Origin of the sequence: Campylobacter cuniculorum DSM 23162 = LMG 24588 (assembly GCF_002104335.1) — a bacterium.
GTDB lineage: Bacteria > Campylobacterota > Campylobacteria > Campylobacterales > Campylobacteraceae > Campylobacter_D > Campylobacter_D cuniculorum.
Genome location: NZ_CP020867.1, coordinates 1,720,122 through 1,738,015 on the forward strand (window position 1 = coordinate 1,720,122; position 17,894 = coordinate 1,738,015).

17 protein-coding genes and 1 other RNA gene are annotated in these 17,894 nt (G+C 31.8%); 10 read left to right on the forward strand and 8 right to left on the reverse strand.

Annotated features, from left to right (window positions below):
• The first annotated feature begins 53 nt into the window (after positions 1-53).
• The gene (locus CCUN_RS08600; RefSeq protein WP_027306065.1) at positions 54-1,808 is read left to right on the forward strand and encodes a 1-deoxy-D-xylulose-5-phosphate synthase; all 1,755 of its coding nucleotides are present in this window, start codon (positions 54-56) and stop codon (positions 1,806-1,808) included.
• A gap of 171 nt (positions 1,809-1,979) precedes the next feature.
• Positions 1,980-2,657, forward strand: coding sequence for an MmcQ/YjbR family DNA-binding protein (locus CCUN_RS08605; RefSeq protein WP_027306066.1), 678 nt, complete (start codon positions 1,980-1,982; stop codon positions 2,655-2,657).
• 29 nt (positions 2,658-2,686) lie between these two features.
• On the opposite strand, the gene CCUN_RS08610 is transcribed toward CCUN_RS08605, so the two are convergent.
• The 3 genes from CCUN_RS08610 to CCUN_RS08625 all read right to left on the reverse strand — a co-directional run bounded on the left by CCUN_RS08610 (position 2,687) and on the right by CCUN_RS08625 (position 5,443).
• Complete coding sequence (locus tag CCUN_RS08610) at positions 2,687-3,001, reverse strand: hypothetical protein (RefSeq protein ID WP_027306067.1); 315 nt, start codon at positions 2,999-3,001, stop codon at positions 2,687-2,689.
• A gap of 492 nt (positions 3,002-3,493) precedes the next feature.
• On the reverse strand, positions 3,494-4,102 hold the full coding sequence (locus CCUN_RS08620; protein ID WP_085296682.1) for an HXXEE domain-containing protein: 609 nt from the start codon (positions 4,100-4,102) through the stop codon (positions 3,494-3,496).
• Between the two features lie 78 nt (positions 4,103-4,180).
• The gene (locus CCUN_RS08625; RefSeq protein WP_027305815.1) at positions 4,181-5,443 is read right to left on the reverse strand and encodes an MFS transporter; all 1,263 of its coding nucleotides are present in this window, start codon (positions 5,441-5,443) and stop codon (positions 4,181-4,183) included.
• Between the two features lie 110 nt (positions 5,444-5,553).
• On the opposite strand from CCUN_RS08625, the gene CCUN_RS08630 reads away from it, so the two are divergent.
• Together CCUN_RS08630 and CCUN_RS08635 are read left to right on the forward strand one after the other, a co-directional pair.
• Positions 5,554-6,411 (forward strand): radical SAM/SPASM domain-containing protein, encoded by an 858-nt coding sequence (locus CCUN_RS08630; protein ID WP_027305814.1) that lies wholly within the window; start codon positions 5,554-5,556, stop codon positions 6,409-6,411.
• A 294-nt stretch (positions 6,412-6,705) separates the two neighbouring features.
• Complete coding sequence (locus CCUN_RS08635) at positions 6,706-7,986, forward strand: hemolysin family protein (protein ID WP_027305813.1); 1,281 nt, start codon at positions 6,706-6,708, stop codon at positions 7,984-7,986.
• Positions 7,987-8,076: 90 nt separating this feature from the next.
• On the opposite strand, the gene CCUN_RS08640 is transcribed toward CCUN_RS08635, so the two are convergent.
• Genes CCUN_RS08640 through CCUN_RS08655 form a run of 4 tightly spaced genes read right to left on the reverse strand, consistent with a single transcriptional unit; the run spans position 8,077 to position 12,719 of the window.
• Positions 8,077-8,889: an ABC transporter substrate-binding protein gene (locus CCUN_RS08640; RefSeq protein WP_027305812.1), complete on the reverse strand. Its 813-nt coding sequence runs from the start codon at positions 8,887-8,889 to the stop codon at positions 8,077-8,079.
• Positions 8,886-9,665 carry an ABC transporter ATP-binding protein gene (locus CCUN_RS08645; protein WP_035175811.1) on the reverse strand — a complete coding sequence of 260 codons (780 nt, stop codon included), beginning with the start codon at positions 9,663-9,665 and terminating at the stop codon, positions 8,886-8,888. The genes CCUN_RS08640 and CCUN_RS08645 overlap by 4 nt, the downstream gene beginning before the upstream one ends.
• On the reverse strand, positions 9,662-10,636 hold the full coding sequence (locus CCUN_RS08650) for a FecCD family ABC transporter permease (protein ID WP_027305810.1): 975 nt from the start codon (positions 10,634-10,636) through the stop codon (positions 9,662-9,664). The genes CCUN_RS08645 and CCUN_RS08650 overlap by 4 nt, the downstream gene beginning before the upstream one ends.
• Positions 10,626-12,719, reverse strand: a complete 2,094-nt coding sequence (locus CCUN_RS08655) for a TonB-dependent receptor (protein ID WP_084483689.1) — start codon at positions 12,717-12,719, stop codon at positions 10,626-10,628. Before CCUN_RS08655 ends, CCUN_RS08650 begins: the two co-directional genes overlap by 11 nt.
• A gap of 202 nt (positions 12,720-12,921) precedes the next feature.
• On the opposite strand from CCUN_RS08655, the gene CCUN_RS08660 reads away from it, so the two are divergent.
• The 5 genes from CCUN_RS08660 (at position 12,922) to CCUN_RS08680 (ending at position 16,897) form a co-directional block, all read left to right on the forward strand.
• Complete coding sequence (locus CCUN_RS08660; RefSeq protein ID WP_027305808.1) at positions 12,922-13,653, forward strand: HugZ family heme oxygenase; 732 nt, start codon at positions 12,922-12,924, stop codon at positions 13,651-13,653.
• 304 nt (positions 13,654-13,957) lie between these two features.
• Positions 13,958-14,344: a FlaG family protein gene (locus tag CCUN_RS08665; RefSeq protein ID WP_027305807.1), complete on the forward strand. Its 387-nt coding sequence runs from the start codon at positions 13,958-13,960 to the stop codon at positions 14,342-14,344.
• Position 14,345: 1 nt separating this feature from the next.
• Complete coding sequence (gene fliD / locus CCUN_RS08670) at positions 14,346-16,304, forward strand: flagellar filament capping protein FliD (protein ID WP_027305806.1); 1,959 nt, start codon at positions 14,346-14,348, stop codon at positions 16,302-16,304.
• Positions 16,305-16,314: 10 nt separating this feature from the next.
• Entirely contained in the window at positions 16,315-16,698 is a 384-nt protein-coding gene (gene fliS, locus CCUN_RS08675) for a flagellar export chaperone FliS (RefSeq protein ID WP_027305805.1), read from the forward strand.
• Positions 16,682-16,897, forward strand: coding sequence for a hypothetical protein (locus tag CCUN_RS08680; RefSeq protein WP_027305804.1), 216 nt, complete (start codon positions 16,682-16,684; stop codon positions 16,895-16,897). Before fliS ends, CCUN_RS08680 begins: the two co-directional genes overlap by 17 nt.
• On the opposite strand, the gene rnpB is transcribed toward CCUN_RS08680, so the two are convergent.
• Positions 16,885-17,207: RNase P RNA component class A (gene rnpB, locus CCUN_RS08685), an RNA gene on the reverse strand. The genes CCUN_RS08680 and rnpB overlap by 13 nt on opposite strands.
• 107 nt (positions 17,208-17,314) lie before the next feature.
• On the opposite strand from rnpB, the gene efp reads away from it, so the two are divergent.
• Entirely contained in the window at positions 17,315-17,884 is a 570-nt protein-coding gene (efp, locus tag CCUN_RS08690; RefSeq protein ID WP_027305803.1) for an elongation factor P, read from the forward strand.
• The last annotated feature ends 10 nt before the right edge of the window (positions 17,885-17,894 follow it).

Sequence of the window (17,894 nt, forward strand, 5' to 3'; positions counted from 1 at the left end):
TTTGTTTTTTTTGATATAATAACACTGCAAAAAAGTAAAAAAGAAGGATGGCTATGTATTTAGAAAATATCAATGGTCCAAAGGATATTAAAAAATTAAAGACGGAGGAGTTGAAAGTCTTAGCCGATGAAACAAGAGCAGCACTGATAAACAAAATCAGTAAGGCAGGTGGTCATAGCGGACCGAATTTAGGAATGGTTGAAATGACGGTTGCACTTCATTATGTTTTTGATTCTCCTAAGGATAAAATAGTCTTTGATGTTTCGCATCAGTGTTATCCGCATAAAATCTTAACGGGCAGAAAAGAGGCGTTTTTAGATAGTGAGCATTTTGGTGATGCAACAGGATACACTAACCCTCTTGAAAGTGAGCATGATTTCTTCACCATAGGACATGCTTCAACCTCTATTTCTTTAGCTTTGGGTCTGGCTAAGGGCAGGGATTTAAGGCAAGTAAATGGCAATGTAATCGCAATTATCGGAGATGGTGCATTATCGGGCGGTGAGGCACTAGAGGGCTTAGATTATGCGGGAGAATATAATAAAAACCTCATTATAATCCTCAATGATAATGACCAAAGTATCGCAGAAAACCATGGCGGTATGTATAAAACATTAAAAGATTTAAGAGAAACTAACGGCAAATCCTCAGATAATATTTTCAAATCTTTCGGCTTGGATTACAAATATTTAGATGATGGTCATGATATAAAAAGCCTTGTTGATTTATTCAAAAGTGTAAAGGATATTGACCGCCCGATAGTATTACATATCCATACAATAAAAGGAAAGGGCTTACCCTATGCCGAAAAAGACAGAGAATCTTGGCATGCAGGAGGTCCGTTTAATGTAGAAGACGGAAGTCCTAAGTTTAAAGCACAAGAGGCTGATGATCCCGTATTTGACAGCATAAAAGAATTACTTGATACAAATCCAGAGGCAATACTTGTCAATGCGTCTGTTCCTATGGGGCTTGGAATGGTCAAAGGAGTCAGGGAAGAATACGTTAACAGAGGTCAATTTATTGATGTTGGAATTGCAGAGGAAAATATGGTTGCAATGAGTGCAGGCATCGCAAAAAATGGCGCAACGGTTGTCTTTAGCACTTTTGCACCCTTCTTTCAAAGGACATATGATCAAGTATCTCACGACTTATGCTTAAATGACATTCCTGCAACCATGCTTGTATTGCACCCCGGGGTGTATGGATTGAATTCTAATACACATATCGGCTTGTGCGATATTCAAATGTTTGCTCATATTCCTAACCTTATCTATTTAGCACCGACGACCAAAGAAGAATATTTTCAAATGTTTAAATTTGCAACCACGCAAAAAGAACATCCCGTTGGAATAAGAGTCCCTGCAAATCTGCCAGAGACAGGCGTTAAAGACACGACCGATTATTCAAAATACAATAAAAATAAAATCGAGAAAAAAGGGTCTAAAGTCGCTTTATTTGCAGTGGGTGTCTTAATGCCCTTAGCTATGAAAACTGCACAAAAAGTTAAAGATGAAATAGGGCTTGACATTACGGTTGTAAATCCGAGATTTTTAACAGGCTTGGATGAAGAACTGCTCAATGGATTAAAAAAGGAACATCAACTGGTTATCACAATAGAAGATGGCGAATTGATGGGAGGCTTCGGACAAAACATTGCATCATTCTATGGAAATAGTGATATGAAGGTTTTAAATTACGGCGTATCTAAGGCATTCCATACAGATTTTAATCCTGATGAACTATTGAGGGAAAATGGTATTTCGCAAGAAAATCTTGTCAATGTCATTAAAGAATTCATTAAGTAAGTGTGGCAATATGCAAGAAAAGATTGTTTAGTCGGACAAATTATTGCCCTAGAGTTTAGAAAAAGACTCTGCAAATAATACATTATCCTAATCTTGCCTATGAACTAAAAGCTGGCAATTAATTATCAGCTTTTAGTTAAAAGTTAAAAAATTTGATGTATAATGATTTTTATGACAATAGAAGAAAATATATTTAAAAGATACTTGCCCGATTTTAAGAAATTAAAAGATTATGGGTTTATAAAAAATAATGACGCTTTTAAGTTGGAAAAATTATTCAAAGACAATATGTTTAAAGCTATTATAACTATAAATTCAAAAGGAAGTGTAAAAGCAATAGTTTATGACCTTGAAAATAATGATGAGTTTTTGCCCCTGCGAGTTGAAAATAATCAAGGAAAATTTGTTGGCGAAGTTAGAGTCGCATATGAAAATTTACTTAAAAATATAAGAGATAATTGTTTTTCAAAAAAATATTACATATTCCCTCAATCAAACAGGATTGCAGATTTAATCATTCAAAAATACGCAAATGCACCCGAATTTCTATGGAAAACAACACCCGGAACAGGAGTTTTTAGAAATCCCGAAACAAAAAAGTGGTATCTCGCAATTTTAGATATAGATAGAAATAAAATTCAAAAAAATAAAACAGGATTGGTTGAAATCGCATTAATAAAATTAAGTCGCGAAAATGTTGAAAAAAGATTAAAACAAGAACATATTTACCCCGGTTGGCACATGAATAAAAAACATTGGATAGCCGTTATACTTGATGAAAGTTTGTCTGATAATGAGATTATGGAATTAATAGAAGAAAGCCATAGCTTTACCATCAAAAAATCATAAAATAATCACGTCTAAGTGTTTCTTTACATTTATCTTTCTTTTATTCTTTTTAAAACCATCTTTGGAACTTGGCTGTAATTTTTTATTCCAATGATTTTTACTAATGATTTTTGCATAATCATAAATGCAACAATCATCAATAATGCCCCGAATAAGTATTCTAAACCTGTAGCCATATTGTGTTTTATAGTATAAATATAAAATAAAACACTTACAATAAATTGCATTTCAGCTGTTACCATTCCGGGGGAATAAAATTTATCCATTCTAAATAATTTTATAAAACCGATATGAACAACGCCTTCCATTATTCCTAACGTTGCAGTCATTAAAATCGGAATCATATAATTATCCAAACAAAATGGAGTAATTGTAATAATTAATAAAAGAATATCAACGGGAACTCTTGTTATTCTTCTTAATTATTCATTTGATTTAACATCTAAAACATCTGAAAACTTATCAAAAAACCGCCCGGATAAACTCCTTCTTCCCATTCGTGCAAAAGAAAAAGAACGGTGTAAATTAAAGCAGCCTTTTGAATAAATGATAAATCACCCATAATTGCAGCTGTAAGCAAAAATAATATTGAAATGACACTATAAATTTCTAATGAATAATATCTAATAAATTTAATCATTCTTCAACTCCAATAATTTATAGTTAGATATTAGCACAAAATTTATTAGAGGGTTTTGAAAATTTTATCTTTTCGATTTATCACTTATCTTTATACTCATTCAAGAAAAATACATCAGGTAGAAGTAAATAATTTATTTTATCCAAAATAAAACTCCTTTTTATTGTTTAATGCATGCCCAAAGCCACAGCTTGAATTATCTTTTAGCAAGTTGTTTTTTGAGATTTTTATAAACATCACTATATTTATAACCTATCATTGTTGTTAAAGTTTTTTGCATTACTATAAAACAAGCAAACATTACTAATGCACCTATTAAATAATCAAAACCCGATAAAATATTATTTTCAATCAAATATGCAAATAATATGATTGTAACTATGGCTTGAATTTCCGCTGTAACCATTCCGGGAGAATAGAATTTAGGACATTTAAAAAGTTTTATGAAAAAAATATGAACAAGACCTTCAAAAAGTCCTAAAAAGGCAAGTGGTAAAATGGTTATCGGATAATTGTGAAAAATAAAAGGTGTTATTGTAAATGTTAAGAGCAAAATGCTTGTTGGAATTCTGCTTGCTCTTTCTTGCTCAATATTAATATCAACACCAAGCATATTTGCAATTAATTTTGTAAGGCTTCCGGGATATTTCATTTCTTCCCATTCGTGTAAAACAAATAAGAAAATATACACTAAAACAAATTTTTGAATAAGGGATAAATCACCGATAATTCCTGCTACAACAAGAATGAACATTGAAATTATCGTATAACTTTCTAAAGCATAATATTTAATAAATTTTACCATGACGCCCCATTTTATGATAGACAAATTATAACTAAAATATTAATCCCTTTCAAGCCTTTCTTTAAAGGCTTGAAATTTTTAGTTTAATTGCGATGTTTTAGGCAAACAAAGGGCAACGCAAAAGACCACAGCCATTAGGAGTGCAATATAAATAAAAAAGCCATTTTCAAATTGAGCATTTTTAAACTGCAAAGCGACAAAGGGAGCTGAACCGCCAAATATGGCATTAGGGATAGCATATCCTAATCCCGTGCCAAGAGCCCTTATGTGCTCGGGAAAGAGCTTTGCCTTAAAGATTCCAGCCACAGAGGTGTAAAAACTAAGAATCACAAATAAAATCAAAACCAAAGACAAGACAGCTATAGCACTCGTTGCGCTTTTTAAAGCCTCAAAAACAGGATAAATTCCTAAAAAGGCAAGGACTGAAAAGATGATTAAAGAATTCTTATGTCCAATTTTATCACCAAGTAAGCCAAATAAAGGTTGAATGAGCATTAAAACAAAAAGAGCGATGAGATAGATGTGATTTGAAAGTGTTTTATCAATGAGTCCTAAATTCACAATAAAGGTTTTCGTATAAGTGGTAATGGTATAAAATGCCAAAGAGCCCCCTGCTGTAATGCCCACAACAAGCAAAAAGGGCTTGTAAGAAGCAAAAAGAGCCTTGAGTGTGCCTCTGTCCTCGTGCTTGTGAAGTTCGGTCGCACTTTCATCCATAACCTTACGCACAAGCAAAGAACCTAAGGCTAAAATTCCTCCCACAACAAAAAGAATCCTCCAAGCAAAATCTTTCATTTGCTCATCGCTAAAGAATAAAAGCATAATGCTAATGCTTGCCACAGCCAAAAGCTGCCCACCTATGAGCGTCACATACTGAAAAGAAGAATAAAAGCCCCGTTTTCCTTCACTTGCAAGTTCGGATAAATAAGTCGCTGCGATTCCGTATTCTCCGCCTACGCTTAAGCCTTGAATGAGCCTTGCAATCAAAAGCAAAATAATCGCAAAATCGCCTACAAGTTCCTTACTCGGTAAGACTGCAATCATAAAAGAGCCTAGAGCCATTAAAACCACAGAAAAGACCATAGATTTTTTACGTCCAAATTTATCAGCTAAAGAACCAAAAAGCCAACTCCCAATAGGTCGCATAAAAAACCCTGCTGCAAAAACACCAAAGGCGTTGATTTGCTGGATGATGGGATTATCAGAACTTGAAAAGGTGTGAGCAAAATAAGTCGCCGTAAAAGCATAGATATAAAAATCAAACCATTCTACTAAATTTCCGCTACTTGCTGCAACAATGGAGCGAATTTTTTGAGCCTTGCTTAAAGCTTGTTTTTCCATATATAATCCTTTTAAACATTAATCTTTTAAAGATATAATATATCTAAGAATGATAGACTTAAAGGATTTATGCATAAAAAAATGAAAAATTTCAATCAAAATGTTACAAAATGAAATTTAAAAAAATTTATATAGAATTGAGTGATATTTGTGGTTTAAAATGTGATTTTTGTCCCTCTGCAAAGGGCTTAAGAGGTGTGATGAGTGTGGAGAATTTTTCTGTTTTATTGCCACAAATTTATGATAAGGCGCAAGTGTTTTGTTTGCATATTTTAGGCGATCCTTTGTGGATAGATAATTTAAAAGATTATATCAATCTTGCTCAAAAATATGCAATGGAGCTTGAAATAACAACAAGTGGTTTTTATTTGAGTCCTAAAAATCAAGCTTTGCTTTTAGAAAGCACAAATATCCGGCAAATTAATATCTCTCTTATGGCTTTTTTGAGTCAAAAAAAAGTGGGCTTTGAAGAATATTTTAATCCTATTTTAAAGCTTTGTGAAAGTCATTTTCAGCAAAAATGCAAAAGTTTTATCAATCTTAGACTTTGGAATTTAAATGCTCATTTCATAGCTCCAAAACAAAATTTTGAAATTTATAGGCTTTTAGAGCGGTATTTTGGAACTAAAATCGATATAAAGCTCAAGCAAAATCGTCTTCAAAGGCATATTTTACTCCATCAAAACCGGCTTTTTAACTGGGTGGATTTGAAAGGAAAAAAACAAAATTTTCAAGGAACTTGCCACGCCCTTAAAGAACAAATTGGAATTTTAAGTGATGGTTCATTGGTGCCTTGCTGTTTTGATACTAAGGCTGATATTTTTTTAGGAAATGTTTTTGAAAAAAATTTTAATGAACTTTTAAATTCCAAACGTTTAAAGGCGATGAAAAAAGGTTTTGAGCAAAATAAACGTGTTGAAGCCTTGTGCCAAAGATGCGAATTTCACCTTCCTCAAAATTCATCTTAAAAACTCACAGAATTAAAATTTCATTTTATATTTATGTGTGCATTAAAATAGACTCAATATCTTAGACAAAATTGATAAAAAGTTGATTTAATTTGTTTAATTTTAAATTAATTTGAAAATAAAATTTCAAATTTAATTGTTTTTATTAGGTCTTAAATATGAAAATAACAAATATATCATTAAATCTTAAAAGAAATTTTATAAAATTTTAAGCAAAATTTATAGTTTAAATTGTGTATAATTATAAAGCTATATTTTTAAGGAGTATTATTGGACCCCAGTCATTCTTTTTTTATGCTAATTATTGCTCTTATTTTAGTGTTTTTAAATGGTTTTTTTGTGTTGTCTGAATTCAGTATTGTTAAGGTGCGACGCTCTAAACTTGAAGAATTTGTTAAAGAAAAAAAACCAAACGCTAAAAAGGCTTTAGAAATCACTTCTAAACTTGATACTTATTTGAGTGCTTGTCAATTAGGCGTTACATTGAGTTCTTTGGCTTTAGGTTGGATAGGAGAGCCCGCCATTGCAAAACTTTTAGCAAACTTTTTTGTGAATTTACATTTAAATCCCGTTTTAATCCACACTTTAGCCTTCGTTTTAGCCTTTAGTTTTATCACGCTTTTGCATGTGGTTTTAGGAGAACTTGTGCCAAAAAATATTGCGATAGCCATTGCTGATAGAGCTGTTCTTTGGATAGCTAGACCCTTGCATATTTTTTGGATTATCTTTTTGCCTTGCATTAAAATTTTTGATTTTCTTGCAGCTTTAACTTTAAAAATTATCAAAATTAGACCGGCTAACGAGCATGAACTTGCCCATTCTGAAGAAGAAATTAAAATCATCGTCAGCGAGAGTCAAAAAGGCGGAGTTTTAGACGAATTTGAAACTGAAATCATACGCAATGCTGTGGATTTTAGTGATACTGTTGCAAAAGAGATTATGACTCCGCGAAAAGATATGATTTGTTTGAATAAGAAAAATTCTTATCACGAAAATATGCAAATTGTCTGTGAGTATAAACATACAAGATTTCCTTACATAGACGGCTCTAAAGATACGGTTTTAGGGCTTATACATATTAGAGATGTGTTGCAAAATGAATTTAAAACTAAAGATGAAAATTTAGAAAAATTCATCAAGCCTATGATACTTGTGCCTGAAAATATCAGTATTTCTAAGGTATTAGTGATGATGAATCAACAAAAGATGTATACAGCCTTAGTGATTGATGAATATGGTGGGACTGCTGGAATTATCACTATGGAGGATATTATGGCAGAAATTATCGGAGAGATTAAAGGCGAAGAGGAGGGGCATTATAAAAAACTTGCTGAAAACATCTACGAATTTCAAGGCAGATATGAGATAGAAAAGGTTGAAGAGCTTTTGATGATTAGCTATGATGAAGATTTAGAGCAAGTAACCATAGGAGGCTATGTATTCAATCTCTTAGGACGTCTTCCTGTTGTTGGCGATAGGATAGAAGATGAACTTTGTTATTATGAAGTAAAAAAAATGGACGGAAATTCCATAGTACGCGTTAAAGTTGTGAAAAAAACCGCTGATAAAAAATGATGATTTTATTTAAAAAATCAAGCAAAATTCTAAAATTGCATTCTTAATCCGTCCTGCTTGAAATAAACTTAAAAATCAAGCAAGACGCGTTTAAAATTCTCCTTTCTTTAAATTTTCTTTAAATTCTAATATTCTTTCTGTGATTTTAGGACTAAGTCTTAAAAGAATTGAGGTGTTTTCATTGAAATAAATTTGAGCTTTTTTATAAGCATTCGTGTTTTTTAATAAAGGATTAAGTCTTAGGAATTCTTTTGTATTGTTAATTTGCATTCCAAGCATTATAATGTCAGGATTTTGTTTGAGTATAAATTCACTTGAAATTATAGGTCTTTTAATATCACTCTGTGGGCTTAGATTTTTAATGCCTATGAGCTTAAAAATATCGGCTATTATAGAATTGTCCGCAAATGCCATTAAGGGTTGATTTGAAAAGAGATAAATTCCACTTTCATTGAAGGGTTCTTTTTGTAATTTTTCTAAATCATTTTCGAATTTTTGCAAGAGCTCTTCACCTAATTCTTGTTTATCCACTATATTTGCAAGAATTTTGATATGATTTTTTATATCATTTAAATGATCTGCCTTAAGATAGAGAGTTTTAATGCCAAAATTCTTAAGACTTTGCTCTAAATTTAAAGAATATGAGCTTAAAATCACCAAAGTAGGTCTTAAACGTAGAATTTTTTCTAAAGAAGGATGTGAAAAACTCCCTACACTAGGAAGTTTAGAAGTTTCTTCTTGAGGATAAATGCTAGAATGTTGCAAAGAAGCAATGCCCACTATATTTTCTTGTGCTTTAAGCAAAAAAAGTGTTTCTATACTTGCAGGATCAAGCACGACAAGCCTTTGATTTGCACCCAAACAATACGATAAAAATACACATAAAAATAAAATCTTTTTCATCTTTTCTCCTTTAAAGCAAACACGTAGGGCGTTTGATTTGAATTGATAATTTCGCAATCTAAATTATAAATTTCTTTTAAAATTTCTTTTGTAAAAAGTTGTTTCACGCTTCCTTGATAGCGGATTTCTCCTTCTTTTAAAAATAAAATTTTATTACAAAATAAAGCAGCTAAATTTAAATCATGCAAGACAGCAACAACGCTGATTTTTCTTTGTTTGATTAAATTTTCACATAAATTTAAAAGCTCAATGGCATAGTTTAAATCAAGAGCAGAAGTTGGTTCATCTAAAAATAAAACTTGAGGATTTTTAAGCAAGGCTCGAGCTAAAAGCACTCTTTGAAATTCTCCTCCGCTTAAAGATAAGATGTTTCTATCAAGAAAATGTTCAAGTTTAAGCTCTGTAGCTAGAATCTTAAGCTCTTCTAAATCTTTTTTAGAATAAGACAAAAAATTATATTTTAAATGCACATATTTACTCATTAAAAGCACATCTATGACTTTTAAAGGCGTGTGCAATTGTGAATTTTGGGGAAGAAAACCTATAATTTTAGCTAATTCTTTAAGGGAATAATCCTGAAGTTTTTGATTGAATATGAAAATTTCTCCATTTTGACATTTTAAATTTCCAAGCATAGTTTTTAAAAGTGTGCTTTTTCCCGAACCATTAGGTCCTAATATGCCTAAAAAATCGCCTCTTTGTAGAGTAAAATTTATATTTTTAAGTCCGTTTTTAAAGGGATAAATAAAATTTACATTTTTAAGTTTTAAGATCATAAAAAATTCCTTATTTTAAGAGCTAAATACAAAAATATAGGGGCTCCAAAAAATGAAGTAACCACACCAATAGGAATTTCAATGGGAGCTAAAACACTCCTTGCCAAGCTGTCGCAAAAAAGCAAAAACAATCCTCCAATTAAAGTGCAAAAAGGTAAGACGAGAATGTTATTGTAATTTTTTAGCAAAAGTCTTGTAATATGTGGTATGATAAGCCCTACAAACGCTATCAGTCCTGTAAAAGCAAGAGCAAAAGAGCAAGCCAAAGAAGATACAAGCAGCAAACGAATTTTTAATTTTGCAGCATCCACACCTAAATTTCTTGCCTCATCATCTCCGCTTAAAAGTATATTAAGAGAATTTTTATGGATATAAAAATAAGCAAGACAAAAGAGTAAAGGCACAAAAATCAAAAAGACACGTTCTAAACTTGCTGCTGAAATATGTCCCATAAGCCAAGTAATGATTTTAAAAGAATCTTCGCCGATATAATAAACAAGAAATGAGCTTAAAGCTCCTAAAAAAGACGAAGTTGCTATGCCTATGATGAGTAAGCTTGATAAAGAAGATTTTTTAGAAATTTTAAAAATAAACAAAGAAAACAAGCCTGAACAAATAAAAGCAAAAATTCCAAAATAATAATCTCCAAGCCCCAAAATATGTGCTAAAATTGCTCCAAAACTCGCCGCTGAAGCAATTCCTATGATATAAGGATCAGCTAAGGGATTAGAAAAGACATTTTGAGTGATGACACCAGAGCTTGCCAAAAGCATACCGATTAAAATTGCCATTAACACTCGTGGTAAGCGCACATTGAGTATAATTTCTCTTGTGAGTTCATCGCCTTTAAAGATATAAAAAATCAATTCTTTAGGATTTAAATACTCCTCTCCAAGACCTAAGGCTAAAAATATAGCAATCAAATAAAAAAACAACAAGCAAATTCCTAAAAAATAATACTTAGAAAGCATATTTAAACTCTATATAATAATTTCTTCCGCTTCCGGGCAAATACTGATTCTTAAAAGAATCTTGATAGCTATAATATTGTTTATCAAAAAGATTGCGAATCCCTGTAGAAATTTGAAGATTCTTTTTGCGATATCCTAGTCCTAAATCTGTAAGAAAATAGTCTTTAATCCATTGATTGTTTCGCATTTTTCCCGTATTTTCATCAACATTTCCATTGTCCTTAGCCCTTGAAAGATAGCTTAAATCCAAAAAACTAAACCACTCATTTGTAAGATTATATTCCGCTGTAGCTGTAATTTTTACCTTAGAAACATAAGGAATTATTTTGTCTTTATTAATGCCTTTAGAAATTCTTGCATCAATATAACTTAAACTTTGTTTTAATAATAATTTATCAAAAATTTGAGAGAGCTGAAGTTCAGCTCCCATTCTTCTTGTTTCATCGATATTATAATACCTCCACCAAGCTCCGGCTGCAGAATGAGGATCTCCTAAATAAGAAATTTCATTTTTGGATTTTGTGTAAAAAAGTGCGAGATTAAAAGTATAAAAATCAAACCAAAAATCTTTCATTCCCAGCTCAAAAGTGTCAAAAATTTCAGAATTTAAATCCGCTGTATAATAAGGCTCTAAAGTTGGATTCGCTGTTGTATTGTTACGATTGACTAATTGTGCGGGAGTGGGGCTGATAAAACCTCTTTCGTATTTAAAATAAAGCGAACCTGTGTCTGAATACTGATAGTTTGGGGTGATTTCAAAGGCAAAATTATCGATTGTTTTATGTGTATCAAAACGACTTGTTGTATCTATAGAATTTGCGAGGATTCTACCCGCCATTTGATTTCTATAAGTTCTTGCTGTATCGTATAAGCTGTATTCATACCTTAAACCAAAATTTAAGAATAAAGCTCCAAGATTATGAGAATCAAGAATGAATAAAGAATGACTTTGTTTATCCATATCCATTAAAGTTGTCATTCTATGGTATGTTATGATAGGAGGCACACTATAAAAAACCTTGCTGTTTCTTTGTGCATCATGATAAGCAAATTCATAGCCTAAAGTAAAATACGAATTTTCTTCATAATTATACCGAGCTTTTAAAGTAACGCCTCTTAAACCATCTTCAAAACCGCTGCCATCCTCATAGGCATGAGTTCCCATCATTTGAGAAACACTTTTGATAAAATCGATTTTTTGATTTTGCCAAAAACTTTGAATATTTAATTCAAAATTCGCGTTAAATTGATGGGTAAAATCAAGGCTAAGAGCGGGGCGTATGGTTTTTGTGATTTTATCAGAATCGCCTCTTTGTGTTGGGTCTGATTGAATTTGATTTTTGGTTAAATACCCGCTACTTGTATCCTTGCTCCAAAAATAATCGTATGAAAAAATCAAAGTATTATACTCATCAATATCTATAATATTCTTAGCATCAATAAAATAACCTTTCTCGCTATATCCTTTTTGATAACCTTTTTTATTAAATCCTTGAGCGTTAAAATTAAGAGTTAAATAAGGATTAAAATTATAAGTCATGCTTGTGCCTAAATTTCCACCCAAAGCTCCTCTATCAAAATTTGTTGTATTTAAGTGTATTTGGAAATTCTGCTGTTTTGATTTTTGAGTGATGATATGAATCACTCCTCCTCTTGTCCCATTTCCATAAAGCACAGAACCACCACCGGGTATGATTTCAATGCGTTCAACTTGATTGATATTGATAGAGTCTAAAGGGGTAACGCCGTGAGAATTATCAAGAACATTTATCATCTTGCCATCAACCATAACCTTTACAGCAACATTAGACTTTGAACCTTGTCCTCTCATATCGACATTTGCTCCTAATCCGCTATCAACAAAACTAATGACTGATATTCTTTCTAGAGCTTGTTTTAATGAAGTGTATCCATGTTTTTTAAGTTCTTCTTTATCGATTAAGATAATATTTCTTAAATTACTCTGTGCTTCTTGTTCAAAACCAGAAGCAGAGACTACAATTTTATCCAAATCAAACTCTTCTAAAGCCTCAATATAGATTGTAGCGGATAAAATTCCGCAAATGATTTTTTTAGAACTCATTCATATATCCTCATCTTTCTAAAGAATTTTTATAATTTAATAATACTAATAATTTATATCAATAAAATTATGAAATCGAATTTAAAATTTATCAGCTTAAAAATCAATAAAATATTTATAAAAGGTAATTATATATAAAATTTAAGTAAGCTTTAATATGATAATTTATATTATTAATAAAATATTATTTAGGGAGGAAAAAATGGATTTTAAGAGTATTATTTCTCATATGAATGAGCATCATAAATCAAATTTGATTGATTTATGCAAAAAATTTGGCAAGGCACAAAAGATTGAAGATGCTAGGCTTGAAAGCGTGGATTTTGAGGGCTTGGATATACTTTATAATGGCAATGAAAACTTACGCATAGAATTTCCTAAAAGGGCTGATGAATCCTCGATTAAAGATAGCATTATCGCCCTTTGCATGAGTGCAAAAAGTGAAAAAAAAGAAAATTTAGCACAAGAAATTAAAGATTTTATGTTAAGTTTTAATTCTGTATGTCTTGCCACGCTTTCACCCCATGCAGAAGTGGTATGCTCTTATGCACCTTTTGTAAGCACAGAATTTGGAAATTTCATTTATATCAGCGAAGTGAGTGAGCATTTTGCGAATATCAAAGCACATCCTAATAATCTTGAAGTAATGTTTTTAGAAGATGAGAGCAAGGCTGCTTCAGTGATTTTAAGAAAAAGATTGCGTTATAGAACAAAAGCAAATTTTATTTCAAGAGGAGAGCTTTTTGATAAAATTTATGATGAATTTGAAAGACAAACCGGCGGTGGAGGCGGGATTAAAACCATACGCACTATGCTTGATTTTCATCTTGTGCAGCTTGAATTTCTCACTGGTCGCTTTGTAAAAGGTTTTGGACAAGCTTATAATATAAAAGGAGATGAAATCACTGCAATAACAGGAAATCCGCATAAATAATTCTTTTATGTTAAAATTTCTCATAAAGCGTTTATTTCTAAGCCTTAGTTAATGGGCTTAGTTTATCATTAAATCTTTATTAAAATAAATCTTAGATTATATAGTGTGAATTTTTAAATCAAAATTTTTATATTTTATTATAATTATTAGTTTGTTTGTTTTTTAATAAACTCATCAATTCTTTTTTGATAATATTTGATAATAAAAAATTTAATTTTTTACTAAAAAAATATTCATATTTTTTTTAAACCTGTCGATTTAGAGCTTAGCTAAAATTATAAGAAATTTTAAAAAGGATTTTAAAATGGAAATATCAAAACTTAGTGGGCAAATGGACACAGCAAGACAAGTGGATACAGCGTCAAATTTGCAAAACCAAAGGACTGGGATAGCGGGTGCAAATTTAAATTCTGCACAAATTCAAACAAACTCGAATCAGCAAAGAGAGGATGAGCAAAACAAAAGTTTGAATGAAAGACTCAATGATGTTGTCAAAGAGCTTAATCAACAGATGGATTATTTAAATTCAAATGTTCGTTTCGGTTTTAGTGACGATATTAATGCTATGTATGTTACTGTGTCTGAAAGAAATACAGGTAAAGAGATTCGTCAAATTCCTAGCGATGAAGCAATAAAATTAACCAAGTATTTTAGAGACGCGATAGGTTTGATTTTCGATAAGGAGAGTTAAAATGGCTTTAGGTGCTCTGTCAAGTTTAGGATTTGGTTCAGGTGTTTTAGAACAAGACACTATAGATAAGCTAAAGAAAGCAGATGAGGAAGCTCGTATCAGTCCTTATACTTCAAGGATTGAGAGCAATACCACAAAACAAAAAGATATAGCCGAGCTTCTGACCAAACTTTCGGCTTTTAGAAGTTCAGTTTCATCTCTTGGAGATGCGACTATTTTTGCAAAAAGAAAGGTTGTAGCGAGTGTAACGACAAATCCACCGGCAGACTTAAGTGTCAATAGTGGGGTCAATGTCCAAAGTATGAGAGTTAGTGTGACTCAACTTGCACAAAAAGATGTGTATCAAAGTAAAGCACTTGCAAATGAGAATGGTTATGTCAATGGAGCTTTAGGGGCGAATGATAATGTTGATTTAACTTTTTTCCAAAATGGTAAAGAATATAAAGTTACGATTAATGGTAACACAACTTATAAAGAACTTGCCGAAAAAATCACTGAAGCAAGTGGTGGAGAAATTGTTGCTAAAATCGTTAATACCGGTGAAAAAGGGCAACCTTACAGACTCACACTAACAAGCAAAGAAACCGGTGAAGATAATGCGATTACTTTTTTTCCGGGTGCGAAAAATGTTGATGGAAAATACGATTCTAGCAGTATAGACTCTCGAGCTCAAGATATTTTTTCTAATTTAGGTTGGGAGCTTGATGATACGACGGGCGATTTTGATAAAAAAGTTGGTTATCAAATCAAAGATGATGCAAATGATCCTAAATTCCATTTACAAACTGCACAAAATGCTGAATTTACGCTTGATGGTATTAAGATGACAAGATCAAGCAATACCATTACGGATTTAGGTGTCGGTATAACTTTAACCTTAAATTCAACAGGGGATATTAATTTTGATGTGCAACAAGACAATAGTGCTGTCAATGAAGAAATACAAAAGCTTGTTGATGCATTTAATGATTTGGTGGTCAATCTTAATGCTGCGACAGATTATAATAAAGAAACCGGCACAGCGGGTTCATTACAAGGTGTTAGCGAAGTCAGTAGTATAAGATCAAGCATTATTAATGCACTTTTTAAATCTCAATTAGTCGATGGAAAAATTATAGATGAAAATGGGAGTGAAGTGAATTCTAAGGTTATGCTTTCTATGCAAGATTTTGGTGTAAGTCTTAATGAAGCTGGAAATTTAGCTTTTGACCAAACTAAATTCGATGAAAAAGTCAAAGAACTTGGCTCTGATTTTGTTGAGAGTTTTTTTGCTGGAGTAACAAGATATGAAGAATTGTCCCATACAGGTGATTTGATTCAGCAAAATAGCCTTGATAAATACACTGATCCTACCGGACAAGATTCTGATAAAGGATTAGCTTTCAAGAGTGGAGATTTTGTAATTGAATTTGATGGGCAAAGCTATGATTTATCAAAAAATAAAGATGGAACAGCCTTTAAACTCACGGGAAAAAATGAACAAGAATTGCTTAATAATCTAATCAATCATATTAAAGATTTAGGCATAGAAGGTTTAGATGTTAAAATAGAGCAATATGATAAAGACAATCAAAAAGGCTATAATATTAAATTTAAAAGCGAAGGCAATGGTGATTTTGCTATCAAAGGTGATGAAAATTTCCTTAAGCAATTCGGTCTTAGTGAAACAAGTATTACTGCTAAACCTATAGAGGGTGCAGGTATTTTTGCTAAACTTAAATCAATTGTCGATGGAATCAGCGGAACAAATGGAAGCTTGACAAAATACGATGAGAGCTTAACTAAGGATACAAAATCTTTGAATGAGGCTAAAGAAAATACTCAAAAATTGATTGACTCAAGATATGAAACAATGCAAAATCAATGGTTGCTCTATGAAAGTGTTTTGAATAAACTCAATACTCAACTTTTAGCGGTTCAAAATATGATTCAAGCAAGTAATAATCAAAATAATGCTTAAGGAATAAACAATGCAAAACAATTTAGCTTATAGTGCGTATTCTCAAAATCAAGTGGGGATAGAATCTCCACAAAGACTTATAGAAATGCTTTACGAAGGGATTTTACGCTTTTGTGCAAGGGTAAAAATTGCGATAAAAAATGAAGATATTGAACAAAGAGTGTATTTTATCAAAAGGACTACAGCAATTTTTATCGAATTAATCAATAATCTTGATTATGAAAAAGGTGGAGATGTGGCTCATTATTTAAGCGGACTTTACACAAGAGAAATTCAACTGCTTTCTTTAGCAAATGTAGAAAATAATGAAGCGAGGATTGATGAGGTTATCAATGTAACTAAAGGACTTTTAGAAGCTTGGAGAGACGTGCATAATAATGAAAACTTGGGTTGATAAATTTAAACTTGCTTTAATTAAAGAAGAAATTGAAACTTTAGGAAAATTGCTTGATAGTATTGATTATAAAGGAGTGGATTTAAATGAAATGAAGTCTCTTATCGAAGAGGCTATCAAGCTTGTAAATCGAAAAAAAGATGCCCATGCTGTTGAAATTCGAAAATTCCAAAAGGCTATAAAATACATCAAAGCATAGCGATAAGCCGAGTTCTGTCGTGAATGCTCATTTATCTGGTTTTGTTTTTGCAAACAAAATCAAGCGAAAGGTTTAAAATAAAGACTTTAACCGCCCTTTCTTGCTGCAGATTGGGTTTGCATAGCCGAAATTGTTTCCAAAATCGCTGGTAGGCTCTTACCCTGCCGTTTCACCTTTTCCACTTTTAAGTGGTAGTTTGCTTTCTGTTGCACTTTCCCTTAGGTTGCCCTAGCCATCAGTTAGATGGAATCTTTGTCTTTTGCAGCTCGGACTTTCCTCTTCTTAAAGAAGCGAGCATTTACTATGCTTTGATAAAAGATTATAACGAAAATTTACTTATTTAAAAAGAAAAATTATATAAAGATTTAAAATTAAATTTGCTAAAATAAGACTTTATTTTTATATAAGGAAAAATTGATGGCATCTTATTCAATGGGTGATTTAAAAAAAGGTTTAAAAATCGAGCTTGATGGAATTCCATTTAAAATCGTAGAGTATCAACATGTAAAACCGGGTAAGGGTCCAGCCTTTGTGCGTATTAAAATTAAATCTTTTATCGATGGTAAAGTGCTAGAAAAAACCATTCATGCCGGCGATAAATGTGAGGCTCCAAATTTAGAAAACAAAACAATGCAATATCTTTATGATGATGGTGAGAATTGTCAATTTATGGATACGCAAAGTTATGAGCAGGTTGCGATTTCTGAAGAGGATGTAGGAGAAGTAAAAAAATGGATGCTTGATGGTATGATGGTTGAAGTGCTTTTTCATAATGGTAAGGCTATAGGCGTGGAAGTTCCGCAAGTTGTGGAGCTTAAGATTATAGAAACTGCACCAAATTTTAGAGGCGATACTCAAGGTTCAAACAAAAAACCTGCCACCTTAGAAACAGGAGCTGTTGTGCAAATTCCTTTTCATGTCTTAGAAGGCGAAGTTATACGCGTTGATACAACAAGGGGTGAATATATCGAAAGAGCAAACAAATAAATTTCTTAAA